Annotated in this window: 20 protein-coding genes and 4 pseudogenes; 4 read left to right on the forward strand and 20 right to left on the reverse strand. The window is 54.1% G+C overall.

Features of this window, described 5'->3' with window-relative positions; all coding sequences use genetic code 11:
* Positions 1-99: 99 nt before the first annotated feature.
* The 10 genes from ACR3E2_RS19100 to ACR3E2_RS19145 all read right to left on the reverse strand — a co-directional run bounded on the left by ACR3E2_RS19100 (position 100) and on the right by ACR3E2_RS19145 (position 10,787).
* Positions 100-1,290 (reverse strand): Gfo/Idh/MocA family protein, encoded by a 1,191-nt coding sequence (locus tag ACR3E2_RS19100; protein ID WP_480483570.1) that lies wholly within the window; start codon positions 1,288-1,290, stop codon positions 100-102.
* Complete coding sequence (locus ACR3E2_RS19105; protein WP_480483571.1) at positions 1,283-1,957, reverse strand: hypothetical protein; 675 nt, start codon at positions 1,955-1,957, stop codon at positions 1,283-1,285. The genes ACR3E2_RS19100 and ACR3E2_RS19105 overlap by 8 nt, the downstream gene beginning before the upstream one ends.
* A 7-nt stretch (positions 1,958-1,964) precedes the next feature.
* Positions 1,965-3,134: a Gfo/Idh/MocA family protein gene (locus tag ACR3E2_RS19110; protein WP_480492852.1), complete on the reverse strand. Its 1,170-nt coding sequence runs from the start codon at positions 3,132-3,134 to the stop codon at positions 1,965-1,967.
* A complete protein-coding gene (locus ACR3E2_RS19115; RefSeq protein ID WP_480483573.1) occupies positions 3,124-3,939 on the reverse strand; it encodes a citryl-CoA lyase in 816 nt (271 codons plus the stop codon). Before ACR3E2_RS19115 ends, ACR3E2_RS19110 begins: the two co-directional genes overlap by 11 nt.
* Complete coding sequence (locus tag ACR3E2_RS19120) at positions 3,936-4,880, reverse strand: shikimate dehydrogenase (RefSeq protein WP_480492853.1); 945 nt, start codon at positions 4,878-4,880, stop codon at positions 3,936-3,938. The genes ACR3E2_RS19115 and ACR3E2_RS19120 overlap by 4 nt, the downstream gene beginning before the upstream one ends.
* A complete protein-coding gene (locus ACR3E2_RS19125; protein WP_480483575.1) occupies positions 4,810-6,696 on the reverse strand; it encodes a bifunctional sugar phosphate isomerase/epimerase/4-hydroxyphenylpyruvate dioxygenase family protein in 1,887 nt (628 codons plus the stop codon). The genes ACR3E2_RS19120 and ACR3E2_RS19125 overlap by 71 nt, the downstream gene beginning before the upstream one ends.
* Positions 6,696-7,991, reverse strand: coding sequence for a TRAP transporter large permease (locus tag ACR3E2_RS19130; RefSeq protein WP_170753386.1), 1,296 nt, complete (start codon positions 7,989-7,991; stop codon positions 6,696-6,698). Before ACR3E2_RS19130 ends, ACR3E2_RS19125 begins: the two co-directional genes overlap by 1 nt.
* Positions 7,988-8,563 (reverse strand): TRAP transporter small permease, encoded by a 576-nt coding sequence (locus ACR3E2_RS19135; protein WP_480483576.1) that lies wholly within the window; start codon positions 8,561-8,563, stop codon positions 7,988-7,990. The genes ACR3E2_RS19130 and ACR3E2_RS19135 overlap by 4 nt, the downstream gene beginning before the upstream one ends.
* A 30-nt stretch (positions 8,564-8,593) precedes the next feature.
* Positions 8,594-9,604, reverse strand: a complete 1,011-nt coding sequence (locus tag ACR3E2_RS19140; RefSeq protein WP_480483577.1) for a sialic acid TRAP transporter substrate-binding protein SiaP — start codon at positions 9,602-9,604, stop codon at positions 8,594-8,596.
* 100 nt (positions 9,605-9,704) lie between these two features.
* Positions 9,705-10,787 (reverse strand): Gfo/Idh/MocA family protein, encoded by a 1,083-nt coding sequence (locus ACR3E2_RS19145; RefSeq protein WP_480483578.1) that lies wholly within the window; start codon positions 10,785-10,787, stop codon positions 9,705-9,707.
* Between the two features lie 208 nt (positions 10,788-10,995).
* Here ACR3E2_RS19145 and ACR3E2_RS19150 point away from each other — a divergent pair, with 208 nt between their 5' ends.
* Positions 10,996-11,649 carry a GntR family transcriptional regulator gene (locus ACR3E2_RS19150; protein ID WP_209506749.1) on the forward strand — a complete coding sequence of 218 codons (654 nt, stop codon included), beginning with the start codon at positions 10,996-10,998 and terminating at the stop codon, positions 11,647-11,649.
* 397 nt (positions 11,650-12,046) lie between these two features.
* Here the strand turns inward: ACR3E2_RS19150 and ACR3E2_RS19155 are convergent, their stop codons facing one another.
* Both ACR3E2_RS19155 and ACR3E2_RS19160 read right to left on the reverse strand, forming a co-directional pair.
* The gene (locus ACR3E2_RS19155; protein WP_480483579.1) at positions 12,047-13,744 is read right to left on the reverse strand and encodes a caspase family protein; all 1,698 of its coding nucleotides are present in this window, start codon (positions 13,742-13,744) and stop codon (positions 12,047-12,049) included.
* A gap of 134 nt (positions 13,745-13,878) precedes the next feature.
* Positions 13,879-15,654, reverse strand: coding sequence for a caspase family protein (locus ACR3E2_RS19160; RefSeq protein ID WP_480483580.1), 1,776 nt, complete (start codon positions 15,652-15,654; stop codon positions 13,879-13,881).
* Between the two features lie 222 nt (positions 15,655-15,876).
* Here ACR3E2_RS19160 and ACR3E2_RS19165 point away from each other — a divergent pair, with 222 nt between their 5' ends.
* Both ACR3E2_RS19165 and ACR3E2_RS19170 read left to right on the forward strand, forming a co-directional pair.
* Positions 15,877-16,527 (forward strand): DUF928 domain-containing protein, encoded by a 651-nt coding sequence (locus ACR3E2_RS19165; RefSeq protein ID WP_480483581.1) that lies wholly within the window; start codon positions 15,877-15,879, stop codon positions 16,525-16,527.
* The gene (locus tag ACR3E2_RS19170; RefSeq protein ID WP_480483582.1) at positions 16,524-18,440 is read left to right on the forward strand and encodes a CHASE2 domain-containing protein; all 1,917 of its coding nucleotides are present in this window, start codon (positions 16,524-16,526) and stop codon (positions 18,438-18,440) included. The genes ACR3E2_RS19165 and ACR3E2_RS19170 overlap by 4 nt, the downstream gene beginning before the upstream one ends.
* A gap of 25 nt (positions 18,441-18,465) precedes the next feature.
* Here ACR3E2_RS19170 and ACR3E2_RS19175 read toward each other — a convergent pair whose 3' ends face one another.
* The gene (locus ACR3E2_RS19175) at positions 18,466-20,319 is read right to left on the reverse strand and encodes a caspase family protein (RefSeq protein ID WP_480492854.1); all 1,854 of its coding nucleotides are present in this window, start codon (positions 20,317-20,319) and stop codon (positions 18,466-18,468) included.
* Positions 20,320-20,396: 77 nt separating this feature from the next.
* Between ACR3E2_RS19175 and ACR3E2_RS19180 the strand changes: the two are divergent.
* Positions 20,397-20,555 (forward strand): annotated as a pseudogene (locus ACR3E2_RS19180) (IS6 family transposase); the annotation flags it as partial.
* A gap of 303 nt (positions 20,556-20,858) precedes the next feature.
* On the opposite strand, the pseudogene ACR3E2_RS19185 reads toward ACR3E2_RS19180, so the two are convergent.
* From ACR3E2_RS19185 to ACR3E2_RS19215, 7 genes and pseudogenes are all read right to left on the reverse strand, one after another.
* A pseudogene (locus tag ACR3E2_RS19185) lies at positions 20,859-20,990 on the reverse strand (IS110 family transposase); the annotation flags it as partial.
* 92 nt (positions 20,991-21,082) lie between these two features.
* A pseudogene (locus tag ACR3E2_RS19190) lies at positions 21,083-21,532 on the reverse strand (IS6 family transposase); the annotation flags it as partial.
* Between the two features lie 232 nt (positions 21,533-21,764).
* Positions 21,765-22,145, reverse strand: coding sequence for a transposase (locus tag ACR3E2_RS19195; protein ID WP_480483584.1), 381 nt, complete (start codon positions 22,143-22,145; stop codon positions 21,765-21,767).
* Positions 22,145-22,789, reverse strand: a complete 645-nt coding sequence (locus ACR3E2_RS19200) for an IS110 family transposase (RefSeq protein ID WP_480483585.1) — start codon at positions 22,787-22,789, stop codon at positions 22,145-22,147. Before ACR3E2_RS19200 ends, ACR3E2_RS19195 begins: the two co-directional genes overlap by 1 nt.
* Positions 22,790-22,857: 68 nt before the next feature.
* A pseudogene (locus tag ACR3E2_RS19205) lies at positions 22,858-23,090 on the reverse strand (IS6 family transposase); the annotation flags it as partial.
* Between the two features lie 530 nt (positions 23,091-23,620).
* A complete protein-coding gene (locus ACR3E2_RS19210) occupies positions 23,621-24,730 on the reverse strand; it encodes a ParB/RepB/Spo0J family partition protein (protein WP_480483586.1) in 1,110 nt (369 codons plus the stop codon).
* Entirely contained in the window at positions 24,727-26,034 is a 1,308-nt protein-coding gene (locus ACR3E2_RS19215; protein WP_480483587.1) for an AAA family ATPase, read from the reverse strand. Before ACR3E2_RS19215 ends, ACR3E2_RS19210 begins: the two co-directional genes overlap by 4 nt.
* Between the last annotated feature and the right edge of the window lie 229 nt (positions 26,035-26,263).

Consider the following 26,263-nt stretch of genomic DNA (forward strand, 5'->3'; position numbering starts at 1 on the left):
ATATCTGATATTTTTTAAAATATCAACTTCAATACTTAACAGAAATGAAAACGCCCGGGCAACGCCCCGGGCGTGTATTACATTCGTGTAGGCAGACCCTTAGAGAGTGACCCAGTCCCCTCCGGACTGGTGAGAGCGCACAGAGGCGTCAATGAATCGAACACCGTCTGCGCCTTGTTCGACACTGGGATAAGCAAGCCAATCGGCCGGAACGGTTACGCCATCCCGACGCGCGGCTACGGCCATCGCAAGTTCCGTATAGAGGTTGGCCCAGGCTTCGATAATCCCTTCAGGGAAGCCGCGCGCGGTACGGATCAAACGTTCTGCGCCGGGTCCGATACCATGCCCGAGACCTCGGCTGATGATATGATCCGGTTCACCAAACCGATTGAATTTCAGCCGCTCCGAGTTCTCTAGGTCCCACTCGAGGCCTCCTTCGTTCCCGAATATGCGCAGGCGCAACCCACCCCGGTTTCCGGGGGCAAGGCGTGTTGCCATCAAGGTTCCGGGGACTTCATTTTGGTAACGGGTGAACATGAACACCGTGTCTTCCAAAGGCTTTGGCGCGCCGCAGACATGAAACTCGGCCCGCAGGTCGGTCAAGGGCAGGCCGGAAACAAAACTGGCGAGATGCGCGGCATGGGTGCCGATATCGCCGACACAGCTGGTTGGACCAGAAATATTGGGGTCCAGCCGCCACTTTACATGAGGCGCATCGGCCACATCTTCGGGCGTCATCCAGTCTTGCATGAACTCGACATGGATCTGGTTGATTTTGCCGATGCCCCCGTCGGCCACGATCTGCTTGGCCTGCCGTATCACCGGAAAACATGACATCGCATAACCGACAGCAAAGATGTGTCCCGTGCGCGCGGTAATCTCCTCAAGCCCCTCGGCCTCGGCGACTTCGTTGGTCAGGGGCTTGTCGCACAACACGTCAATGCCCGCTTCCAGAAACGCTTTGGCCGCTTCAAAATGAACGTGGTTCGGGGTCGTGATCATGACGGCATCTATGCCATCCGTGCGTGCCGCCTCGGCCTGTGCCATCTCTTCGAAAGACGCGTAGCACCGTTCGGCCGGCAGGAACCACTCGGCCCCACGCGCCTTACTGCGCGCTGTGTCAGAACTGAGTGCTCCTGCGACGACCTCCCACCGGTCGGTCATCCGCGCGGATGATGCTTGCGTGACAGAGATCCGTCCTCCACCAACAACGCCCAGCCGCAAACGGCGAGACAACCGGGGGAAAGGGCCGTCGAACTTCAGGTCTTCGGGTAAAAGTCTCTCAGCCATTCTCAACCTCCGCTTCCGGGACCCGTACGCCCTCGGGCAGTATCTCCACCGCCATGAAGATACCGGGGGTGATCGTCTCGTATTGATGCCAGGGATAATTGCCTTCGGCGTCATACATAGGTTTGTGGGTCGTGCCCGGGGCCATGAATTCTTCGAGATACAGGGTCTCGACATCCCGTTCGCGACATTGCTGCATTTTGCCGAAGCCAACGATCTGCGTATGCACTTCGCGAAACCCTGGTACCGGGCAGAACGGATGATCCTTATGCAATCCGACATTCAAAGGGACCGAGCCGGAATGGTACATGGTCAGTCCAACGTTACCCACGAAGACCTTCGGCGACATGTAGTGGCTGACGCCACGCAGACGCTCCTCTTGGCGAACATCGAAAGCAGATGGCCATGTATCTTTCACCCATGCGAACAACTCGTTGTCATTGGAATGGGCGTCGAAACCGTGGACAATGACTGCACGTTCCACGCCGGTAAGCGTGCTGTCTTGCACGATCACAGAGGAAAGCGGTGCAATGGTCTGATCATCGACAGAGAGATTTCGCCCCCCAAGGTTAAGGACGATGGCGCGACCCTCGATAGAAATTCTGCGCTCGTCAGTTATGTGCTGGACGCCAAAGAATGGCTGGGCAAAGTCGAGTGTCTCAATCGGCATGGACCAGCTACTTCCTCTCATCGTTAAGGAAATCGACCGGCAAAGGCTCCGGAGCCGCGCAACGGCTTTCTATCGTCTGATAGGCGCCGAATTTTGGCGCCCGTTCAATTGCGTCCATGACCTCGAAAACGTGGTAAGCAAGCGCTCCACTTGCACGGGGTTGGCGTCCTTCTTGTGCCGCCAGGGCGAGGTCCAAAAGGCCGAGACCGCGGCTGTCTTCGTTGAAGCCGTGTTTGTTTTCTACCACCTGCCAGTCCTCGCGACCGGTTGGGCGGGGCTGATGCGACCAACGCGAGGTTTCGCGTGTTTTCAGCCAGACATCTCCCTGAAAGATGTTGGCTCCATGAACCGGGTCAGGGTCAGGGATACTGATGGTTCCGTTTTCGCCATAGATCTCGAACCGCGGCGTTTCACTGTCCCAGATGTCGAAACTCATGGTCATCGACCCGATGGCACCGGACGCAAATTGCAGCAGGCTCAGGGAGTGCGTGTCGACCTCGACATCTATCCATTCGCCGTTGCGAGGGCCGTTTTCGATCATCCTATTGTCGAACGTGCGCCGAGCCATTCCGGCAACCCGGTCAACGGGACCAAGGCAGCAGATCATGGCGGTCAGGTAGTACGGCCCAAGGTCCAGCAATGGCCCGCCACCCGCCTTATAGTAGAAATCCGGGTTGGGATGGTGGCGCTCCGTCCCGTGGGTACCGACATGGGCAAAAATCCCTGTTGGTTTGCCAATGGCACTCTCGTCGATCAAGCGCCGAACGGTCTGCCAGCGACCGCCCAGAAATGTGTCGGGTGCGCAACCGACCAGTAACCCCTTTTCAGAGGCCATGTGCAGGATCGCCTTACCGTCCGTTCGGTTCATGACCAGTGGCTTTTCGGAATAGACGTGTTTCCCCGCCTCCAGCGCGCGCAAGCTGATTTCGGCATGCGCCGCCGGAATTGTCAGGTTCAGAACGCAGTCAATCGTCGGATCGTCAAACACTTCACCTGGCGTGCAGGCCTTGGCGATACCGTATTGATCCGCTTTGGCGCGGCTTTCAGAAGGGTCAAGGCTTGCGCAAGCCACGACCTCGACGCTGGAAAATTTAGATAGTGTTTTTAGATAGATATCGCTGATACGACCACAGCCGATAAGGCCGACCCGGAAGGATTTCGATGTCTCACCTGTCATCATTCCTGTCTTCGTAGAGGGGTAAGTAATTTGGGGGCATAGGCCCTTTGTTCCGACCGCCCTGGCTCGTCTGCTCCCAGGCGTGGGCAAGTATTCCGACCGAGCGGGACAGGCAGAACAGCCCCCGCGACAAGGGCGCAGGAAAGCCAAGTTCGCAGAAGATCACAGCTGTCGCGCCGTCGATATTCATGGCAATTGGCCGACCGCCGCGTTGACGACCGAGTTCGGCGCGAACCTCTTCTCCGATATCGGCAAACCGGCCAGATACTGTGCCTTCTGCCGCCGCATCACGAACAAGTTGCATCAATCGTGGTGCGCGTGGATCGACAGGCTTGTGAAACCTGTGACCAAAGCCCGATACGATCTTGCCGTACGTCTCGCGCCAGCTGTCCAGACCGTCCTGAACAGCATTATTCAGCGATGCCCCAGCATCCATGCGTTCCGAGATATCATAGTAAAGCTCGGCGCATTGTTCGCCTGCTCCGCCATGCACATCGCCCAGCATGTTCACCGCAGTCGCCATCGCATTATTGAGACCTACCCCGCAGGTGGCAGCCATGCGCGCCGCCGCGATTGAGGGGGCCTGTGGGCCGTGATCCACGCCTGCGACCAAAGCGGCTTCGAACAGACACGCTTGTGCGTCGCTGGGCAGATCGCCCCGCACCATCAGCCAGATCATCTGCGGGAAAGAAACGTTCCCGATCAGATCCTCTATTGCGTTGCCACGAAACGCGATCTTGCCGGGTTTCATGTCAATGATGGATGTGCGCCACCATTGGCGGATTGCTTGTTCGTCGTTTGTCATACCGTTGCACCTCTAAACTCGCGCATGCGCTGCTGACGAAGTGAATCGAAAACGTTTTGAAGGCGACTGATTGAGGCGGTGCAGCCGGTGAAGATTTCAAAAGACGCTGCAGCCTGATGAACCGCCATTCCAGCACCATTCATCACTTTCAACCCAGTTGCGCGGGCCCTGCTCAGTAGGTGTGTCTCAAGCGGGAAATATACGATGTCTGCCACCCATGCATCGGGCCGCAACAGGGATGGTTCAATGACTGTTCCGGGGTACTTGTCCATTCCAAGTGGTGTTGCGTTGACCACTCCGTCCACAAGTTCGATCCGATCCAACGAAATCGAAGGGGAACCCTGAATCTTTGCGTAAGGGCGCAAGACCTCTAGTCGACTGACCAGCGCCTGCGCTCGGCGGAGGTCAGGATCAATAATCTCCAGGTCTCGAACACCTGAATCAAGCAAAGCCAAAGAGACTGCACTGCCCGCGCCACCAGCACCAAACATGAGAACCGTTTCAGTCTTCGATGATCCCAAAGAATCTCCGAAGGCACTGTGGAAACCTATGTAGTCGGTGTTGTGGCCAACCATTCGGTCGTCACAAAAAACCACCGCGTTGACAGCTTGAAGCTCCTCAGCAGTCTTGGAAAGCTCATCAAGATGATCAATGACTGATGCTTTGTAGGGATGCGTCACGTTGACCGCCGCGCAGCCTAATTCAACGGAATAATGCAGTAAATCAGCGACCGACATTCCACGAAATGGCTCTTTTGCAGTGTCGATCCTACCGTAGCTCAGATCGATACCCTGCGCCCGACCTTCTGCCTCGTGCATCTCAGGCGTCATGGAGCCAGCAATACCTTGGCCGATTAGTGCCGCCTTCATTTCAGGTTGTTCCTTCCGCCATGTGGTGTCGCGCTTGGGCCGCCAATCGGAACGCAGCATTGCGCGCGCCATAGCCGGAATAGCCAGATCGGCGCTCAACAATTTCAAAGAAGAAGCCGTTAAAGATAGGTCGGCTGTAGATCTGAAAATACTCGGAACCCGCTGCGCGGTCGTAGAGAATGTTATCCCTGCGCATTTGGGCGATCAGGTCTTCACTTAACCCGAATGTCGCTTGCAGATCAGCGTAGTAGTTTTCTGGGATGGACAGGCTGGGAAAGCCGGACTTCCGCAATTGGGCTGAGGTTTCAAATATGTCGTCCGACTGGAAGGCTATGTGCTGAACACCGGCACCAAAACCGTCTTCAAGGAATGAAGCCGCCAGTGTTCGACGCCCAACTGCACCATTCAGGTTTAAACGCACTTCGCCCTCGGGGCTCTCGATGGCTTGGCTTTGCACAACACCTGAAGGGTCGGCAACGTTCACGATCGGAGATTTTGCCATCTCAAAAGTCGAAATGTAATAGAGCAGCCAGCTTTGCATCTCATCGTTACGCATCGTCTGCGCCAGATGGTCGATGCGGCGCAGACCAGCAGGCTGGATCGCTTTGGTCTTGGCGACTGGCTCGAACTCGATGTCCCAAACCCGATGCAGATCGGATTTCTCATCTATGAAATGGACAACATTGCCACCAACACCTCGGATGGCCGGGATGTCCAGTTCCCCAGTCCCTACCGGCTGTGAGAAATTCGGCGCGCCCAACGCGGTCGCTCGCTGAACCGTCTGATCCGCATCTTTGACACGCAACCCCATGTCACACACGGAGGGGCCGTGACCCAGGAACGCCGAATGGGCGAAACCTTCCTTTTCGGTATTTACAACGATGTTTATCGCGCCCTGCCGCCACAGCTCGACGGACTTGGTTACGTGTTTTCGCTCCATTCGAAAACACATTGCTGACAGCATATCTGCCAGCTGCGCGCCGCTTGTTTCGTCGGCTGTAAATTCGACGAATTCGAAACCTGACGCATAGACGCGTTCCGGCAGGTCCGGGATGCCGAAATCTGTTCCCGGTTCGGTCCGGGAAACCTCATCTAACAGGTTCACCAGCGACCTGTAGCTGTCTCGGGCCAGTGTCAGGCCACCGGGTTGAGGAGCTGCTTCATTGACACGCGCAATAGACCAAGGCCCCTTGTACCCAGCGCGGGACAACACCCGCACAAAGCCCGCAAGGTTCAGCGACCCAAGCCCCGGCAGAAGCCCAAAGTGCCGTTTGAGCCTGCGAATATCCATCTCAAGTCGGGGTGCATCGGATAGCTGCACATGGAACAGCCGATCTCCGGGAATGTCCCGAAGGCGGGCTGGTTTGGACCCGTCGGCAAGCGAGAAGAAGGAATTCAAGGCCAACCCCAAATAAGGGCTGTCGATAGCTTCAACGACGCCTAACGCCTGTTCATCCGAGTGAATAAGATCCGACCATGGCAAGCCCATATAGGCCAGACGCAACCCCAATGCCTTTGCTATTTCGGCCGCCTCGCCAAGATCTGCGATTACCTGTTCTTCGGTCGCAGCGGCATCGACCTCGAATGCGGACCCGATTAGCAGCAGATCCGTACCCAATTCGCTCATCAGGTCGAGTTTGCGCTTCAGTCGATCAAAGGCGCGCTCCCGTCCGCCGCCAGACTGACCTTCAAGGTTATGGAAAGGTTGCAGCAGGCAAATCTTCAGGCCGAGATCTGATGCAATGTTCCGAATTTGCGATGGCGGCCCGTCAAAAGCGGTCAAGTCCGGTTCGTGTAATTCGACACCCCCGAATCCCGCGTCAGCGATAGTGCTTAGTTTTTCGGCCAGATCACCGGGGATCGACGTTGTCGAAACCGAGAGGCACATTATCCCTGATATCCAAACATACGCGGCAACCACAGGACCAAATCAGGCATCAGTATCATGATCACCAGGGCGAAGATGAGAACCGCGAGGAAGGCCCAGATTTCCGAGATGATTTCGCGTAGCGGAATGTCCGTCACGGCGTTGATCACAAAGAGCAGAATGCCATAGGGCGGCGTGATCAGACCGATCATCGAGTTCACGACGACCAGCACCCCGAAATGCACCAGATCAATCCCAAGCGCCTCGCAGGTTGGAATGAACAGGGGCACAATCACCAGGATGATCGTTGTTGCGTCTAACACGCATCCCAGCGCGAGGATCAGCAGGTTTACGAGGATCAGGAACACAATCGGGCTAACATCGGAACCCTCCAGCAGCGCCGAGATAGACTGCGGTATTTGTTCCTGGATGACGATGAAGTTCAGAATGAACGCGCCACCAATGACAACCCCGACGGCTGCGGAAGAGCGCGCACTATCGACGAACACCTGATAAAGGCCGCGGAAGGTCAGCGCTCGGTAGAACAACGCTGCCAGTAGCAGGGCGTAGAATGCAGCTACGGCGGCAGCTTCAGTCGGAGTGGTGACGCCCCCATATATGCCGTAGAGCAGGATTGCGGGCATCAGCAGTGCCGGAAATGCGTTGGCGGTTTTAGCCGGCAACTCGCGCAGTGGAACAGGTTCTTCCAATGCAAAGTTCCGCTTTCCGGCCAGATAATAGTTCATCGCCATGAGGACGACGCCCATGATCAGGCCCGGCAGAATACCGGCTAGGAACAGCGACCCGATGGAGGCCTTGGAAACGAGCGCGTACAAAACCATTGGGATAGAGGGCGGAATAATAGGGCCGATCGTTGCCGACGCCGCCGTGATTGCAGCTGCGTAGCCTCGGCTGTAGCGGCCATCCTTGGTCATCATTTCAATGATGATCTTCCCGATCCCAGCAGCATCCGCGACGGCCGAGCCGGACATACCCGAAAAGATCAGTGACGCTACCACGTTTACGTGCCCGAGGCCGCCCTTGAAACGACCGACAGCAGCGACGCAGAAGTTCAAAAGACGGTCCGTGATCGATCCAGCGTTCATGATATTCGCGGCGACGATGAACAAAGGCACGGCAAGCAGGATCGTGCTTTTGTAAAAACCTTGCAGGATCTTCTCGCCCGCGAGGGCGACGTCCAGTCCGGCCGTGCCCAGGTACACTAATGAGGCCAGGAGGATGGAATAGCCGATAGGTGTCCCGATGCCTGCCAGAAGAAAGAGAGCGAGCAGGCAGGAAAGAAGTTCAAAACTCATTTCTTAACTTCCTCATCCTTTTCGACGTCGACACGGGGATGATCGTCAACCACGTTGTACCCAACGACCAGTTCCAACTCTGTCTTTGGTGGGCCATTGCGCATGACGTCGAAGAATAGCCACGCGTAGCGCGCTGCGACGACCAGCATGAATACCGCGTAAATCGAGAATACTGTGCGCAGCGGAATCTTCTCACCGGAGAACGGATTGCGGACAGTCGATGTCTTGCGGATTTTCATCCAGTCGATGTAGTCCCACGTCGGAAGGAAGCTGTAGAGCATACCGACTACGATCGCTGCGGCCGCCAGCATCGCAAAGACCTGCCGTACGCGCATCGGCACCGAAAGATAGATGATGTCGAACTTCACGTGATCCCGTTCGCGCACGATGAAAGCGCAGCTGAAGAAAATCACCCAGACCCAAAGAATGCCGATCAATTCCAGCGTCCAGCCTGCTGGGGTGAAGAAGTACCGTAGTAGAATTTGGAGAAGGAAGATAAGGAAGATTGCCGCCAGCATCCCGCCGGCAATCGCTTCGGTCAGTCGGGAGAACCCCTTCATAAAGGCCTTCATTATGGTTCTCCCTCCCCTGTCTTACTGGGTTCAGTTGCCCAGAGCGTTGATCTGATCCAGAACGCCTTCGGGCCATGAGCCAGCGAATTCGCTGTCCAGATACATAGACTGTACCTGATCGCGGAACGCAGCGAGATCGGGTTCGTAAATCTCCATGCCCTGCTCTTTCAGGAAGCTGACAAGATCCTCTTCTTTCTGAAGCTGCTTCTGGCGGCCTGATTCAGCTGCTGCGTCCGCAGCTTCCTGAACCTTGGCTTGCTGTTCCGGTGTCAGCCCGTCCCAAACCTCTTTGCCGATGGCGATATAGTTCAGGTCGACCAGATGCGATGTCAGGACGATCTGATTGGTCACTTCATAGAACTTGGCGTCGACGACGGTCGGCAACGGGTTATCCTGCCCGTCAACGGCACCGGTCGACAGCGCGGTATAGACTTCGGAGAAGGCCATCGGTGTCGGCGCGGCACCCAGCGCCTTGCCAAGGAACTGCCATGCGTCGGTGCCCGGCATCCGCAGATTCACGCCTTCCAAATCTGCGGGTGTCGTGACTGTCAGCTCATCCTTGGGCTGGCGCAGGTTCACCTGACGACGGCCCAGATACATGACCGACAGCAGTTTGACGCCTAATTCTTCTTCGGCCTTCTGCTTAAAGGCATCCATCAAGGGATCGTTGAAGACAGCCACCTGATGCGCGGCGTCCTGGTGGACATAACCTGCGGTAAAGATCGAAAACTCGGGGAAGAACTGTGCCAGTTCCTGCGCCGAGGTGATCGACATTTCCAGGTTACCCCGGCTGATGGCATCCAACTCGGTGCCTTGGGCAAAGATGGTTCCATTATAGCTGGGCTCGTAGCTTGCAAAATCAGCGACCATCGGCGCGAAAACCTCGGCCATAGCGACCGAGCGCTGGTCGGTCTCCGATCCTGATGTTGCGAGGCGAAGTTGCACTTTGTCTTCCGCCAGCGCACCGCTTGTCGCGCCAAACAGAACACCGGTTGCAACAAGGGCTGATACAGCAGCCCGGCGGGTAAGTTTGGTAATCACTTTGCTCCTCCCTGAGACATCATGATGCTTCTTTTTTGCGATTCAGAGTTTTGCCCTATTTTGGAAATTTTGCAAGATTTTTTGCAAAATATCTGATATTTTATACTACTGTCATATCTACCATTGGTGTTTTTTGTAAGTTTTTGATCCTGACCGTTTCACCTGTTCTGCAAGAATTCTGAATAGCTTCAATAACTTGAAGCGTTCTGAAACCTTCCCATCCAGACACAATCGGCACTGCTTCGTGCCGGGCTACTTCAATAAAGTGCCTGAGCTGATTGACCAAAGGGTCAGACGCACCCTTCTTCAGCGCGGTCGATGAGATAGGCGTCCACCAGTCCCGTTGCTCACTCTGGTAACTCCACAGGCGAAGATCGGGAACGGACAACGAACCATGAGAGCCACCGATCATATAGCTACTCTCTGTGGTCGAAGGATAGATTGGATATTCCTGAGACGTCATCTCCCAGCTCCATGGAGCAACGATGCTGTCGGACACACTTATGGTCCCTATCGCCCCGCTTTCAAATGTCAACAGCGCACCAGCAACATCTTCGTTGTCGTAGCCCCGCTGCGATGCAGCCGACTGAGCCTGTACGGTCACAACTTCTCCGGCCAGGTACCTCAGCAGATCCACATCGTGGACAAGATTGACCGAGATGGGCCCTGCACCGGGTTTCTTTCTCCAGGGCGCAGTATCAAAATACTCGTCTGGCTTATAGAACCAGCAATTCGCATGGACAGCGCGCACATTTCCAATCTTTCCATCGACAATTGCTTCCTTAGCCGACCTGATCAGAGGATTGTGTCTGCGATGATGACCGACCATCAGTGGCACATTGGCCTTCTCCGCAGCTTGAACAAGCTCAAGTGCAGCGGTGGCTTCTACGGCGATCGGTTTTTCGACAAGAACAGGACAACCGTGTCGAACACACGTGAGGCCTTGTTCAACATGAAGCGTGGTCGGGGTCGCAAGAACAGCTCCGTCTGGCGTCTGATTTGCAAACATTTTCTCGAGGGTCTCGTAACATGCGACCCCGTGCTCAACGGCGTAAGCACGACCTTCATCACTGGGGTCGACTACCGCAACGAGATCAACATGGCGCAACGCTCGGATAGCGTCTGCGTGGCGGCGTCCAACAAGACCAATGCCGACAATGGCAATGCGAAAGTTCTTAGACACTTTGCTTCCTTCCGGAGGGTCCGGAAAATCCCGAAACCGTTGATTGCGATCAGGCTGCCTTGCCCAATTTGGCCACGACCGTATTGGGGTTTTCGCGATTCCGCAATAATGTATGATATTATTATTTATACCATACATCAGTTTGGATTGCTGATGTCTCAAAAAAATGCTAATTGAACGAGGAAACTAAAAATATCGGGTGAAACGCATGGCGAAACAGCCGTCTACGATAGGTGCAAGCACCTATCAGCGCATCAAGCGGGACATCATCTTCGGGGAGCTGCAGCCCGGCTCCAAACTGAAGCTGGACGCCTTGAAGGAACGCTATTCGGCAAGCCTTTCGACACTTCGTGAAACGCTGAACAGGCTCGCCAGCGACGGATTTGTCGAAGCTCCTGAGCAACGGGGTTTCCTGGTCACGCCAGTTTCACGAGAAGACCTGACCGAGATTTCAGAACTGCGCGTTCTGCTGGAATGCCACGCGTTGGAGTTGTCCATTGCGAATGGCGACACGGACTGGGAAGGCAACCTGGTCGCTGCGCATCATAAGCTGCATTTGATGGAGCAACGGCTTCTCAAGGGTGATGACTCTGAAAAGGAAACCTGGAAGAGGTACGATTCAGAGTTTCATCAAGCGATGATTGCAGCCTGTAATTCCAAGAACCTCTTATCCCTTCACTCAATCATTTATGACAAGTACCTTCGTTATCAGATGCTCGTACTGACCTACCGAGGTGAGGTTGCAGCCCAAGAACACAAACGCATGTTCGATGCCGCGTTGGCCAAAGACGCTGATACAGCCAAGAAACTGTTGGAAGATCACATCAGAAATGGCCTCGCCCACACGTTGGAGGCTATGTAAGGCGGCATGCTGATTGTGTGCCTCGACGTCTTCAGGTCGATTTGGCAGGGAATACCTCAAGATTCCACATCTAAATCGAGAAGTTTGTGAGCGCCCCATACCGGACCTTTGGCGTCGAAGCCGAATGCTGGTGGTGCAGCCCGCATAGCTGCCGATCGCTGGGATCCCGCCCACCACCTTCCGATATCACCGACCTCATGGCAGGGTACGGAGTTCTACAACAACATGCAGCTACTTCAGTTGATTTAGTGGAAATTCTATTTTCAACGGCTCTCAAGCCGATGGCCGACTTCGTAGTAGAGGAAATCGGTCTCTGCAACTTTGGCGCAAACGGCACGCAGCTTGGTATTCATGCCGCTCTTGTCGACCCTCGTCATCTTGGGATTTCCGTTGGAAGCTAGTTCGCACGTCTAACCAGGAAATTCAGGAAAAACTGACCGTCGATACGTCGTGGCTCATACACGAGGCGTCGGTTGGGTTGCAGTCCTTGAGGCAATTTTACATCAATTCGAACCTTGTAGGGCGTCACCGGTGGACCAAAATGTGAGCTTAGGGTGAAACGGAGTTTCAGTTGACCGTTGTCATCCAATGACCCCTGGAAATCCTTGAACCACGGACCGCCTCCGGTAAACGCTTGGGCGGACACCAGAGTCACTTTGCTGCCTTTCCGATTGATCCGCAATGAAGCGAGTGGTTCGATTTTTCCGGGGTAGTAGGATTCGTCGCCGCGCGTTGCAGTCTGCCAATAGTCATCATCCCATCTACGCCGAATGGAGATGACGTAATCACCGTCTAAACCTACAGCAACCGCAACTTCCTTGCAAACGCGACCCGGTTCTTTCTTAAGCGCAATAAGGGTCTGTTGTTGGTTCAGACCTTCCGCCGGAAGCCCCAGGTTTTTTCGGGCGTTCCGGTATCTAGTATATGCCGCTCTAGTGCGAGGACCTGCAACGCCGTCCGCCGCGCCCGCACTGCATCCGACGCGGTTCAATTCGCTCTGAATGTCACGGACCAGGCTGCGTGTCTGTGCTTCCTCAGTCGGATTGTCCGGCGGAGCCGCAACGGCGACTTCCGTCTCGTTCGTTCTGGGGTTGTCGTCAGGAGCAGCTTGTTGCCTTGCCTTCTCACGCAGATCATCCCGAAGCGAAAGGGCGAGCGTTACCGCAAAGTGATCATTCTGTTCCTGATAACGGTTTAGAAAGGACTCAATTGCATCCAGCGTTCCGAGTGAACGAGCCAACTCAAAGTCAGCGTAGATTTCACGGTTGTCAGACCCGACACGCTTGGCTTCCGGCGGCATGGGCGCTGCCACCGGAACTAGGTAGATATCTTGGCTCGGTAAAGAACCGTAGGTGAAAGGTTCCTGAAACCCATCTGTCAACTTAAATACGGTGTCGCGGACCTTGCGGAACATTTTACCTAGTTCCAGCCCAGGCTCTTCGATGTGCTTTAGCAGCGCTGTGGCATACGGGCTGTTGCGCCCCTCTCCATCAAGAGCCAACGTTCCACCCTTGGCTGCGTAGCTTACTAATACTCCGCTGGGGTCAATACGACCCAATCCGCGACCGATGGAGCGTGTGCCGCCATTTCTTTCCATCGTGCTCAGGAATGGGTTGTTCCGGCACGCATCGATCAAAACGACCTTTAACCCATCGGCACCCGACAAAGAACTGATGACGGAGTCCAACCGTATCGCTTCAAATTCGATATCCTGATCGCTGCGCAGTTCTGAGTTTACAGGAATAAGGTAGTTTGTGTTTTCGATCTCAATCCCGTGACCCGCAAAATAGATGATGGCCATATCCGCATCTTTCGCCGCTCGACCAAAGTCGCGCAACGCAATGCGGAGACCACGGTAATCTAGATTCTGATTGTGCCAAACCGTGAAACCGATCCGTTGCAAGGCTTTGGCCAGATCCGAGGCATCATTGCCTGCATTTGGAAGATTGGCGACATGTTGATACTCGGCATTTCCAATCACCAATGCGACCCGTTTGGTGTCCGCGTGCGCAACATGCGAAACCGAGAACCAAATCGCAAAGCCTATCAGCCATAAGAATGTCCTGAAAGGATATTGAAATGAACTGTTAAACAAACTGCCCCCGATCGGAACAAGTTGAGACGCCTGAACATTACCACATAACCTGATTGAATCGAATATGCTGATCCGATTGCCAGCGTATCCTCATAAAAAACATAGCTTCGCTGAAACCCTTTGGGCAGAGCGCGTTATTTCAGAGAAGCTTCCAAGACCACGGAACGCGCATTCCATCCAGAGCCATCGAACCATTTTGTTGGGGTCACATCGTCAAGGTCGCGCCGTCCTCGCGCTTCGTACTGAAATTGGGCAAATGATTTTCTGCCTTTGCCGTGGGTTTTGTTTGGCTTGGATGGCAACCAGTTGGTGTAGCTCACGGGTTCTCCGCTGAACCATCGCCATCCGATGATGGCACCGTCTTCTTTGGGGTCCTTTCTGAACCCGAAATAGGGTCCGGCCTTGTAGCTGATTTTCGTTTTGCTGTCGTATCCCAATTCAAAGAAAGCCGGGTCACTTGAAATCATCCGGACGATGAACGCATTCTCTGCAGCCGATGTTATTGCGGCCAAATCCAAGCCACATTTTTGCGCCTCGCTGCGCGCACTCTGCACACTGCCTGAATAAACCAGCGCAATATATAGGTTTCCGCGAAACGTACCATAGACGCTTTTACGCAGGCCCAAACAGCCAAGAATTTGCGTGACCTCTTCGGATTCACCTAACACTTCCAGCTCGGATATATCCTGTCGGACAGCAAAGGGATTGCTGATAAAACTCGCGCCATCATCCGCCAGCGGTCTGATCCCCAAGCCGGACAGGACAGCAAGATCGGCATATCCGGTTGGTTCTAACCCGACGTTGGCCTGAAGCGCCTTGATGCCTGATCGGGTCCGCGGTCCGAAAACTCCGTCAGGTGTACCGACGTCGAAGCCTGAGTTGTTAAGACTTTGTTGTACTTCCTTCTTCTGAGCAGGGCCCGGCAAGAGCGCGGCTTCTATCTCATCGAGCCGCCCGCTTTTTCTGGTCCAGGCAGGTGTGATCTGGGCCATCCGCTTCAGTATTTCGGGCTCGGATAACGTTGCAGCGCGATAGGATCTGGCGACCAAATCCCACCCCCTGACTGTGTTCACCTTCATAGCTGCGGCCAGCGCGTTTTTCTGAGTTACCTGCGGCTGCAAGACTGGTTCGTCAGACTCCTGAAGGTCAGGGAAGGGTAATGCAGCCTGTTCTACCTTGGGGACCAAAAAAATGTCCTCGCCCGGTAGTGAGCCATAGACAAAAGGCTCCTGATACCCGTCGGTCAGTGCGACCACGCGGTCGCGCACCTTGCGGAACAGTTTACCAAGTTCCACTCCCGGTTCTTCAACATGTTCCAGAAACGCCTGCGCGTAAGGGCTGTTCCGGCCGTCGCCATCCTGCGCCAGAGTCCCACCTCGGGCCGCGTATCCGACCACGACTCCTCTTGGTTCAACTGCGGCCAGACCGCGCCCGATTGAACGAGTGCTCGAGGCCTTTTTCATCTGGGCCAAAAACGGGTTGTTTCGGCATGCGTCAACAATCACGATACTTAGAGCCGACGAGCCAGCAATGGCATTCACGATAGCGTCCAGACGAATGGCTTCAAATTCTACATCCCGATCACTTTTTAGCGCGGCATTCACGGGTATCAGATAGTTTGTGTTCTCAATTTCGATTCCGTGGCCCGCGAAATACGCAAGCGCCACTTCCGCATCGGCTGCGGCTTCGGCAAAGTCGCGCAATGCAATGCGCATATCGGTGTAACTCACGTTTTGATGCTGTGTAACCTCAAACCCAATGCGCTGTAACGCCTTAGATATGTCCTCAGCATCATTGGCCGGATTGCGCAGGTCCGGGACGTATTGATAGGCGGAGTTACCTATTACAAGCGCGACGCGCTTGCCCTTAGCCTCTGCCGCAAGCGGCAAGATCAAGAGCAAACAAACCACCAACAAACACGAGGCGCCGCTTCGCCATTTGCTTTCAGGAACCATGAGCACAGACTCGACTCTGAACCGAACAGATCCTTATTTTAGCATAAAATTGCCTGACCACCGAGCTTAGGATCAGCTGAAGCGAGACAGAGCAGGAACTGGACTCAACGTAGTTTCAAGCCTACGCTAAACCTTCAAAAAGCGGATACACTTGCAGTTTTCTTCGAGAGGCGTCTTGTGTCGTGGAATTGGGTATCAATAGCTGTTTTTGTCTTCGTACTCGCTGCAGGCCTTTTTCTCAGCGGTTTTGCGCTAGCTTCCGGCGATGAGAAAAACACCGACACGTCCGCAGAAATTGTGTTTGTTCCTCCCAAAATAGGTACGCCAAAAGATCGAATGGGCGCAGGCACCCGGAATATACCTTCGGATGCCGCTTCTGACCTATTGCTACTGGTTCCAGCAGACGGTGGGCTAACAACTCAAGCCTTTCCGCCGTTGATCTGGCGGCTAACTCGCGGCCATCGAGGAAATGTAATCGTCAAACTGGGCCCATCCGGGATGACTGCAACAGAGTTACACATCAGTGGCCCTTTCCCACCCGGCGATTACGGTCTGGACCTCAGTAGGTCAAATATTGTGCTGGACACCGACCGAGTTTATCTTTTGCAACTCGAGTTGCTCGATCCAAACACCGACGCGGTGGTCGAACGAACATCAGGATTGATCGAGCGTTTGCCGGAAGAATTTAGATCCGACACCCCGGCCGCAGCTGGTCTGTGGTTCGATGCGCTCTCTGAACTTGTGGATATAGGCCTCAGCGGCCGTGTGCAGGCGACGAACCCAGCCGAACTCGAACAATTGCTGAACTCAGCTGGCGTAGGTCAGTGACATCGAAGCGTCAAAAGCATGCATGGCAGAGAACGTCATCGCTCATGCCGGTTTGGCAACGCTGGGTGTTGGTCTGTGTCATTACACTGATTGTCGGCATGCCTCTGGTCGAACTCCGGAAAAAAGGCATGCTCGAGTCACTTGAGCTTCTCCAATACGATTGGACAATATCGGCCTTTGCGGCGGATGAACCTATAGCAGACGTTTATCTGGTTGCCATCACCGACCGAGATTTGAGCGAATGGGGTTGGCCTGTCCCCGATCGGCAATTGGCACAGATTGTAAACACCTTGCTCGCCTCTGGTGCAACTACGGTGGGCGTCGACATTTACAGGGACGTTCCGGCAGGTGAAGGTCGGGACGCCTTACTTGAGGTGCTGAGCGATCCCAGAGTTTTCGTGATCTCGAAATTGCAGGATAGCGAGACTGCTGGCATTTCAGCGCCGCCGGGCACGCACACTGGGTTCGCTGATATTCCAATTGACCCTGATGGCGTTGCCCGACGCGCCTTGTTGTTAGTAAATACGCACGATGGTATTTCCCTGTCACTGCCTATGCATCTGGCCGCGACCCATACCGGGCAACCCGCATTGAAAAGCGCTCCCGACAATCCGCGCTATTTGATGTTTGGCGATACAGTTGTAGAACCCTTGGCCCCGGGTGCAAACCTGTTCCGCAACGTGGATACGTCAGGCTATCAAATCGTCATTGATTACAAAAATGCACTGCCGATCACGCGCAGTGTTCCCGCCGCAGAGATTCTGACTCACACTGGGCTGGATCGCTTTGAGGGAAATGCCGTGATAATCGGCGTTACCAGTCATTCCGTAAAAGATTACTTTTCAACACCACTCAACCGATCAACCGGGTCAGATTTTACCTTTGGTGCCGAAATTCATGCCGCCATCGTTCAACAGTTGATTGACTACTTCAACGGCCAAGCCTCTCCGCTGCGCGCGTTGGACGGTCAGTTCCCTGCGTTCATCATCCTCGCTTCGGTCTTCTTAGGTGCCTGCGTGTCTGTTTTCGTCAGGGTCACCGGCAATGCGGTGTTGCTGGCTGGGATAGGTGGCGTCCTGCTAACGATTACGTTGTCCATGTTTCAACAGTTCGCGTTGTTAATGCCTGTCGCGCCTTCTCTGCTGGGCTGGACTTTCGGGTTTCTTTTCGGCTTTGGGATCATCTCAGGCTTTTCGCGCAACCAAAGACGCGCGATCGCACAGGTTTTTTCATCTCATCTGTCCGAAGAGTTGTCAGCTGAGATCTGGAAGCAGCGCAAAAATCTAATGTCGGGTGGAAAGCCCCGATCTCGACAGCTGTATGTTACGGCGCTGCTTGCGGATATTGAAGGGTCGACCCTCGCCGGGAATGCGATGGATGCAGACGAGTTTATGACGTGGATCGCGCGAATTCTTGATCGGCTGGGTGAAATCGCTCGCGCGCATGGTGGGTTTGTCGAGAAATATACAGGAGACGGCATACTGGTTGTGTTTGGCGCGCCAATTCCAAGCGAAACACACGAGCAAAGGCAATCGGACGCGCAGGCCGGACTACGTTGTGCCAACGCCATGCGCGAAGCCGTGGCATCACTTAATAACACTTTTCGAAATCAACGTGCATACAAGCTACGGATAGCGCTGAACAGTGGAGAAGCAATCGGTGGCACACTGGGTGTCAGCGGATCCATGCATTATAACGTCATCGGTGATACAATAAATGTCGCTGCACGCCTGGAAAGCTGGATCAAGACCCTAGCACCGGATGCCGATGGGTTTCGTCCTATTTATATGACCATGGCGACGGCAAAAACTGTGGACGCTGAACGACGATGGCCAGTGGCTGCGAGTTTCATTCACGATGATGGCGAGACAGAAATTCAAGTGGTTGAACTCAACAGGCGCGTACCCGAGTAGCTGCGAATACTTCGTGTTGTGAGTTTCAACGTTTTGTTATCGTCACATCCATGAAAAAGGCTTTGTCGAACTGGCCTTGGTTGGAGTGGAGGGTTTGCCCCTTGGAAAAGTCTGCAGGAATTCTCTGAGTAATTGAGAAGGGGACAACTCTTACTTTACCAAACAGGTACCCTGTATTTCCCGAAATACGCAACCGCCCCTTTTCTGATAACGATGCGCGAAATCGTTTTGGTCGATTTTCACCACCTTCCGTCAGATCCTGAGCGCTGATCATCTGAAACCCGGCGGACGACTTCCGGTACACCATCTGCAACACTATTTTGGGCCGATCCTTAGCAAGCTCCGGGTCATTGTAGTTTGGATTGGGTCGTCTTCTGACCACGATTGAGTAATCCCCATGGTAGCTGTTTGCTACTGCGCCGGTTTGGGTCGTCTTCGGCAAGGCAGCAAGCGTTTCGCCGCTCGTTTGTTCCTCGCTGTGCGCCGAGGGTGGCGGCTTTGCGACGTTCTTTAACACAGCAAGGCTTTGCGCTGTCAGATACCCCGTTCTGGTCGAACCGCTTTTGCTCTGAAATTGCTTTAGTGCCGCACGAGAGCGCGTACCGAATATCCCATCAACAGGCCCGGCTGAATACCCTAGGAAATTCAGACCACGTTGAATGTTGCGATAGTCGTTTTGGCTGAGATTAAGATCCTTTTCTGCCACAAGGGCTGGATCTGGTTGTTGCCCCGCGACGTTCTCCTGGTTCGTCGTGTTGATCGGGCTTTGGGACGCGGCAGCAGACTCTGTAGGCACGCTGGCGTTGTTCTTAATCGGTTGTGAACGGCTGAGCACATCGGCTACGTCAGCCGCATATTGACCAGCGCGTGTATTTGGATAGAGCTGCGCGATCATCTTCAAAGCGCCCAACTTGACCGTTTGATCATCCAACTTTAACGCTTCGCGCAGAACGCGTTGGGCAGATTTTTCACGCTCATCTTCAGGCGAGGACTCGGCAACAGGCGCAGGCGTTTCTTTTAAAATGGAAGGTACCTTGGCCGCTGCAGGGACAAGGAATATATCCCGCCCTGGCAATGAGCCATAAGTGAAGGGCTCTTGGTACCCATCGGTAAGTTTAAAGACTGAATCCCGGACTTTGCGAAACAATTTCCCAAGTTCCAGCCCGGGAACCTCAATATGTTCAAGCAGCGCTTCGGCATATGGGCTGTTGCGACCTTTTCCATCCAAAGCCAAAGTTCCACCGCGTGCAGAATAGCCGACCAGAACACCTCCGGGGTCAATACTGCTCAATCCGCGCCCGATCGACCGCGTCGCGGTTGTGCGCTCCATATCAGAAAGGAACGGATTGTTTCGGCAGGCGTCAATAAGAACAAGTTTGAGACCTTTCGCCGTCGATACCGAATTTAGTACCGAGTCCAGCCGTATAGCCTCGAATTCCACATCCTTGTCGCTTTTGAGTTCCGCGTTGGTGGGAATCAGGTAATTAGTGTTGTCTATTTCGATGCCATGACCCGCAAAATAGACCAATACCACGTCGGCCGTCGCAGCCTTGTCGGAAAAATCCCGAAGGGCCAGCCGCATTTGGCGATAGTCGAGATCGTATAATTCGGTCACATTAAAACTTATCCGACCAAGCGCTGCTGCTATATCCCGGGCGTCATTTGCCGAGTTCGGAATATTCGAAACGTACTCATACTGCGAATTTCCTATGACAAGCGCCGTACGTCTGACATCAGATACGTCCGCCAGTACAATAGCAGGTCCGAACATCACAATAGCGATGAGGCTAGACCTAAGCCGCAAAAAACCTAGAAAAACAAGGTGTACTAGCATAATAACTTCGTCCACGAAAGCCGCAGTTACTTTAACATAATCCACATCGAATCGCGATAAGGCTACAAAGAATTTGCCAGGTGTGCCGCCAACTTTTTCGTATGAACCGCGCTAAAACTTCCCGTTTCATCAAACGAAGGATCAGGCCTACGCTGGGATTCAAGTCGTTCACTTCAGCAGCATCTGCCTTGGCTGGTATCGAACTGGTCAACATGATCCGCAAAGGTCAGTTCACGCCTGGACTCTCTCCATTTCAACAGTTTGCCAGATTGGCTGGATAATCGGCTCGTCAGCACTGACAATGCTAATCTCATTTAAGTTTGCGACACGTGTAGACGCCCAAAACACAAGAGGTAATTTTGACCGGTAATTGCATCGGTTCGGGTACTGACATGTGTTCGGCCTGTTGCGCGGCGTTTGCACATGCCGCTGGCCCCTATGGTGTTAGCGGATCCGGTCCAATTCAGAACCACGTGCTCAAAGCACTCTGTCGCAAGCTGGTTTTTCCGACCCGGTCTCACGATCCTTATGCCATACCGTCCATTGTCCTCTTCCGTTTCCGCCGCCTCGCGGCCACAGACGCCTTACGCGTTGGCAGCCGGAGCCCGGTAGACTTCCCCTGTGTTCATCAAGGCCCAAACGATCCTCGCCATCATGTTCGCAAGGGCCACGCGAACCAGCAGTGGCGGCTTGCGTTCGATCATGCGGGCAAGCCAGGGATCGGTTTCCGTTCTCTTACGTGAACGCCACATAACAACGCTGTTGCGAAGTTTCCTGCAGTTCGGAGAAATGCATCTGACCTGATGAGTTAAGCGGCCAGTTCTTTGAATTGTTGAAAGGGACAGAGTCCAGGTGTGAATTGGTCTTTGCGGATCATGTGCGCGACTTCGATGCCTGCGAGAGTGGCTGAAGCCGAAGCAAAGGACTTGAAGCAGAGCATCGGACGGGTTCGTCTTTTGATGAAGCGGTGATCCTGTTCCACAATGTTGTTCAAATACTTCCGCCTGACTATCTCAATTGGTATCGGACATCCAAAGCCCTTTAGCATCTTGTTTATGGCCTTGATGCCCGCTGCGTTGGTTCCACTTTTGTCGATGACGATCTTGCTCGGGACTCCATTTGAAGACAGCGCTTTGGCAAAGAACCTGGCTGCCGCTGGAGGGTTCCTCCGCTCACACAGCATAAAATCAAGGGTCTTGCCGTGCTTGTCGACAGCTCGATAGAGGTAAACCCACGCGCCTTTAACTTTGATGTAGGTTCTTTAATTGAGCAGCAGCTCTCGGTGACTTTATTCCAGTATCGACCACCTGCAAGGTTCTTTCCGAAGTCATTCTGTTGGAGCTCCATCTCGGCGTTCAAGGCATCAACCCCCAAAGGTCTCATGCGCGGTCTGGTTAAATAGCCGCATGTAGATCTCACGGGTTCGGTCGACAGCCTGCCGTGTTGGTCGGTACGGCAACTCGTGTTCGGTTTATCCGCTGTTACGCTGATTATGCCTCCTTCATTTGAAAGGTTGATCCGTTTGTCCAGATGGCGTGCATAAGGACCGCAAGTTTTCTGGCTAAGGCGACAACCGCCTTCTTGTGACTGGTACGGGCTTTGAGAGCCCGAGCCCATCTCTGTAATTCAGATCCTTTGCCCGGTTTTACTCGGTTCAGTAAACTGCTGGCCGCTTCATAGAGCGTAGAACGCAGCATAGGATCGCCCCGTTTCGATATTCGCCCCCCATAGTCGATGTCCCCCGATTGGTAGCGCCGGGAAGTCAGCCCGAGATAGGCTCCGACCGATCTGGATTTCACAAACCGATGCGGGTTGTCGATTGTTGCCACAAAGGTCACAACGCTCACCGGGCCAACGCCAGGGATCGTCATCAAACGTTGCAGGCTTCATCGTTTTTCGCATGGCGCGCCATTTCTTTACTCAGAGCTGCCGCTTGCCGCAGCGCGGTTGTGCGCAAGTCGAGCAAAGGCAGGATGATCTTGGATAAGATTGGCCGATCTTTCAGGATCGCGTGGACCCGTTCCTCGTATGTGTGCAGATGCCTTGGCAACCGCTGCCCGAAACTGGCCAAAAGACCGCGGATTGTGTTTTCGACATTCACGCGGGATTTCAATGCCACTTCCCGAGCTTTCAGCAATGCCCGCCGCTCCTGGGCGAGCCGGCTCTTAACCTCTACCTTCCGATAGAACCCCGTGCGCGCCAGCTCTGCTAACATGGCGGCATCATTGGCATCAGTCTTGTTGTGCATCTGGCTGAGAACAGCATGAGCCTGACGGGCGTCGATGCAAACAATCGGCAATCCCCGATCCGAGAGCTCAGTATAGAGCCAGTTCGCCATTCGACCGGTTTCGAGGACGACGCATTTGAGGGAACCAAGGTGTTTGCGCAGCACTTGGAAAATGACATCCGGTTCGGTGACTTTCTTCGCAGCAAACACCGGATCACCGTTCTCGTCGCATAAACAAATAGACGTCTCAGCTTTCGAAACATCCAATCCGACAAAACACTGTTCCATTTTACTCTCCTGTCTTTGTTCCGATGCCATCATGCACCGGCCAAGAGAGCTGCTGGTCAATTACTCAGAGTCTCGTCCATGCGCCAAGAGTTCGGCGTTGGGCGTTTCTTCAATTGCGATCTTACTGCGATCATCGGTGAATACCTCACGACCCACCTGATGAGAGCGGCATGGTCCACCTGAACGCCGCGTTCCGCCAGGATTTCTTCTAAGTCCCGATACGACACCGTGTAACGCAGGTAGAAGTACACAGCGTACAAAACTGCATCCTTGAGAAATGACAGCCGTTCAATGAGATCATGCTCAAACAACCTGTTCAAAACTATCCGACGAGTACAAACCGAGGATCACGCACGCGCGTCAACCAGACCCCAGAGGTTGCGACACATCTTTTTTGGGTGCCAAGCCAGAGCTGTTGGCATATATTGTAGTTTATGCAAGTCGCTAACACTACATATGCCTCAAATCACAACCGACTGATCTTCGACTGTAAACATCGCAACGATGCTTGTGCACTAGGTAAGTTTGACGTTCGGCGGGTCGGCGGGGTAAGCGCGACGCTCCCGGCGCCGCCTGTTTTCGACAGAACGGAGATACATGCCTAAGCAGATTATGTCCATAATCGATATGTTGAGAAACTTTATACTTGGCTTGACAGCAAGCTTTGATATGCCGGTTACCCCGTTCACGCCATGGCCCGCGCCCTCCGGTTCAGCTTGGACAGTGGATTTACCCGACAATGTCACTCAAGGCCCCTACCCTTTGCGCGGCAAAACAAAAAAGGCGCCGAAACCTTTCCGACGCCTTCACCTGACTTGCTAGTTCGTGATCTTACCCGTGGGTAAGATCATCTTCCTCGGGAAGCGCATCGAGCAGCGCGGCAATTGCTGCCTCCAGTTTGCTTCGATCAACGCGGGTAAAATCCAGATCATACCGCACCTCGATCCTTCCACTAGAAGCAGCACATTTCGCGATCCCTGCCCTGCCCGAAACCTGAAAAGTTGTTTTCGCGCGGCGTGGTTTACCTGCACTGGCGGCCTCCGTCTTCTTCGAGGACACAGCTTCTGGCTCACCTAGAAATGACCTCAGAATTGCGACTTCACGCGCGCCATCCCGATCAGGCTCACTCTTCAGTGCCTCGCTTACCTGGCGAACCAGACCTGGCGTCGCGTCAAATTTGCGCTTTAGCTCAACACCCACGTTTCGCGGAATGTCGTTCGGGTGGGTCAGAACTTTGTCCAACATCAGCAGCAAACTGGCAAAAGACCGGATATAGCTGCGCTTTGTGTAGCTGGCAGATTTGAACAGCGTGGACACCGCCTTGTCGACATCGGGACAGTCATTCGCAGGGTCTTCGGAATATGCACGGGCGAGGGCACCCATTTCCGCAAATGAGATATCCTTTCGGATCAGGTTCTCGTCGACCATACGCCGATAACTGTTGTCCAGATCACCCGCATCAGAAATCCCCGCTGGAATTCTGGCGTAGGTTTCATCACCGGTCTCATCGTACAAGGCTCGATAGGCAGACAAACGGCGCATACCCTGGATCAATTCATACAGCCCGTCCGACCTGCGCTCCAGGCGGATCGGGTTGGACAAGCCGACCTCCCTAATAGAGTCCTTAAGTTCATCCAGTTCTAGATCGGGACCGGGTTTGCGATCTCGTGTCAGCTTTTCCGTTACAACGTCGTTTAGCACCACTCGTTCTGTCACCAAACCTTCGGCTCTCAGCCGAACCAGTTCGTGTGCAAGACGATCGTTTTCTGCGCGAATGGATTGTTCCGTCGATTGCTGATCACGCAAAGCGTCGGCATTTTCCGAAATTGCAGCGGCCATTGGGCCACGTCGTTTTTCGAAAACTTTATCCGGCACCTTACCAACAGGAATGTCATCCATAGCCGGTAGATCAATATCGAACATTCTCCGCTTGCGGCTCATGCGTCATCCTCCACCTTGTCCCAGGCCGATAGCATTACGCCCCGGAATTCCTCATACACATTGTCGAAAGTTGAGCGGGCGCGCCGCCAGGTTTCGCGGGTCATTTCGCGGTAATCCATTTCGTAGACCGAGCTCAGAAAACGTCCAGACTGCTCCACCGCACGGGTCATTTCCACCGGGTGCTGTGCGACGTGCTCGCCAAATACCTTCTTAAAGGCATCAAACATCGCCAGATGCAGCGCATTGCCCGGTTCATACCGCGTCAACAGGAACCGCAACTCACAGAAGGTTTTGGGCAACCCAATCTTACCCGTGGGTAAGGTCTTGTCGAACCCATAAGCCAGGTCTTCCAACGCTTCTGCCAATTGGCCGATGAACGATGTGGTCGAGTCATATTCCCAATAGCCAGGGCCCGAAGGGATATAAAGCATGTCTGCGGCAAAGACCGCGTTCATAGACTGGTACCCGATTGCGGGCGGACAATCGAACAGGATAAGGTCATAGGCGTCATCCGGAATCTGATCCAGATACCGGGACACCGCCGCAAAGAAGGACCATTCGGGATTCAGGTGCCGGTACTGGGCCGACGCAAATTCAACAAAGGCTGCGTTCGCACAGGAAGGTATCGCATCGATCGTCGACCAGGAGGTCTTCTTGATGAAATCAGCAATTCGCAGATCGCCCAGGCCCATATCTGTTATCGCGGGCGGCAACTCCCGGCGGGGCAGGGCGGTTCCCGATTCTGCAGCGGCGGGGCGGTTATTCATGCGTTCTGTTTCACGAATGAGGTCACGCGCCATGATCCCCCAGACCGTATAATCTTCGGCCACATCCGTCAGCCCCATCGAATGGCTTAGTGTTGCCTGAGGGTCGAAATCCACCACAAGGACCCGATACCCATCCAGGGCGGCTGCATGGGCAAGATGCAGCGCCACGGTCGACTTTCCCGCGCCACCCTTGAAGTTTGCGACAGCCGCACGAATGGCGCGCTTGCCTTCAGGGCGAGGGGGCATCAGTGACTTGCGATTAATCTTGAGCCGTCGCCGAAGTTCGTTCACCTCTTCCAGGCTGAACCAGCGCTGACGCCCGTCGGGCTCAACTTCTCCACCAGGTAGGGAAGGATCGGCTGCAAGCTTTCCGCGAAAGGTTGACTGATTCACCCGGAAGATCAGTTCGGACACTTCCCAGCTGGAAAACCGGCGGAGCGTTTTCTCCATCTCAGGGCTAAAGGTCTGCTGGCGAATCCACCCCTGCAACTTGAGGGACTGATTGCGCAATGCGTTCAGGTCTTCGTGCGTGTACATGCCTCGGGTCTCTTAGTTTGGAACGTAAATTTCTGCTCGTTTCTTATTTACGCTTGATTTGCACTTTAAGCAAAAGAAATTATGATGAGAGTACGATCTTACCCACGGGTAAGAAAACAAGGCGCAAAAACACCCGAAGCGATTCGACCGCCCCAGGTGGAACAAAACGATCAAGACAGCCCTATCCAGCCAGTATTTAGGGGGACGGACCGAAGGAAATAACCACATA

The organism is Ruegeria sp. AL7 (assembly GCF_056536105.1).

Coding starts and splice junctions, on each gene's coding strand:
- ACR3E2_RS19210 (WP_480483586.1), bottom strand. CDS start 24,730: ATGAGCCGCAAGCGGAGAATGTTCGATATTGATCTACCGGCTATGGAT.
- ACR3E2_RS19195 (WP_480483584.1), bottom strand. CDS start 22,145: ATGACGATCCCTGGCGTTGGCCCGGTGAGCGTTGTGACCTTTGTGGCA.
- ACR3E2_RS19135 (WP_480483576.1), bottom strand. CDS start 8,563: ATGAAGGCCTTTATGAAGGGGTTCTCCCGACTGACCGAAGCGATTGCC.
- ACR3E2_RS19105 (WP_480483571.1), bottom strand. CDS start 1,957: ATGCCGATTGAGACACTCGACTTTGCCCAGCCATTCTTTGGCGTCCAG.
- ACR3E2_RS19125 (WP_480483575.1), bottom strand. CDS start 6,696: ATGTGCCTCTCGGTTTCGACAACGTCGATCCCCGGTGATCTGGCCGAA.
- ACR3E2_RS19150 (WP_209506749.1), top strand. CDS start 10,996: ATGGCGAAACAGCCGTCTACGATAGGTGCAAGCACCTATCAGCGCATC.
- ACR3E2_RS19120 (WP_480492853.1), bottom strand. CDS start 4,880: ATGGCGCGCGCAATGCTGCGTTCCGATTGGCGGCCCAAGCGCGACACC.
- ACR3E2_RS19200 (WP_480483585.1), bottom strand. CDS start 22,789: ATGGAACAGTGTTTTGTCGGATTGGATGTTTCGAAAGCTGAGACGTCT.
- ACR3E2_RS19110 (WP_480492852.1), bottom strand. CDS start 3,134: ATGACAGGTGAGACATCGAAATCCTTCCGGGTCGGCCTTATCGGCTGT.
- ACR3E2_RS19215 (WP_480483587.1), bottom strand. CDS start 26,034: ATGTACACGCACGAAGACCTGAACGCATTGCGCAATCAGTCCCTCAAG.
- ACR3E2_RS19100 (WP_480483570.1), bottom strand. CDS start 1,290: ATGGCTGAGAGACTTTTACCCGAAGACCTGAAGTTCGACGGCCCTTTC.
- ACR3E2_RS19130 (WP_170753386.1), bottom strand. CDS start 7,991: ATGAGTTTTGAACTTCTTTCCTGCCTGCTCGCTCTCTTTCTTCTGGCA.
- ACR3E2_RS19115 (WP_480483573.1), bottom strand. CDS start 3,939: ATGACAAACGACGAACAAGCAATCCGCCAATGGTGGCGCACATCCATC.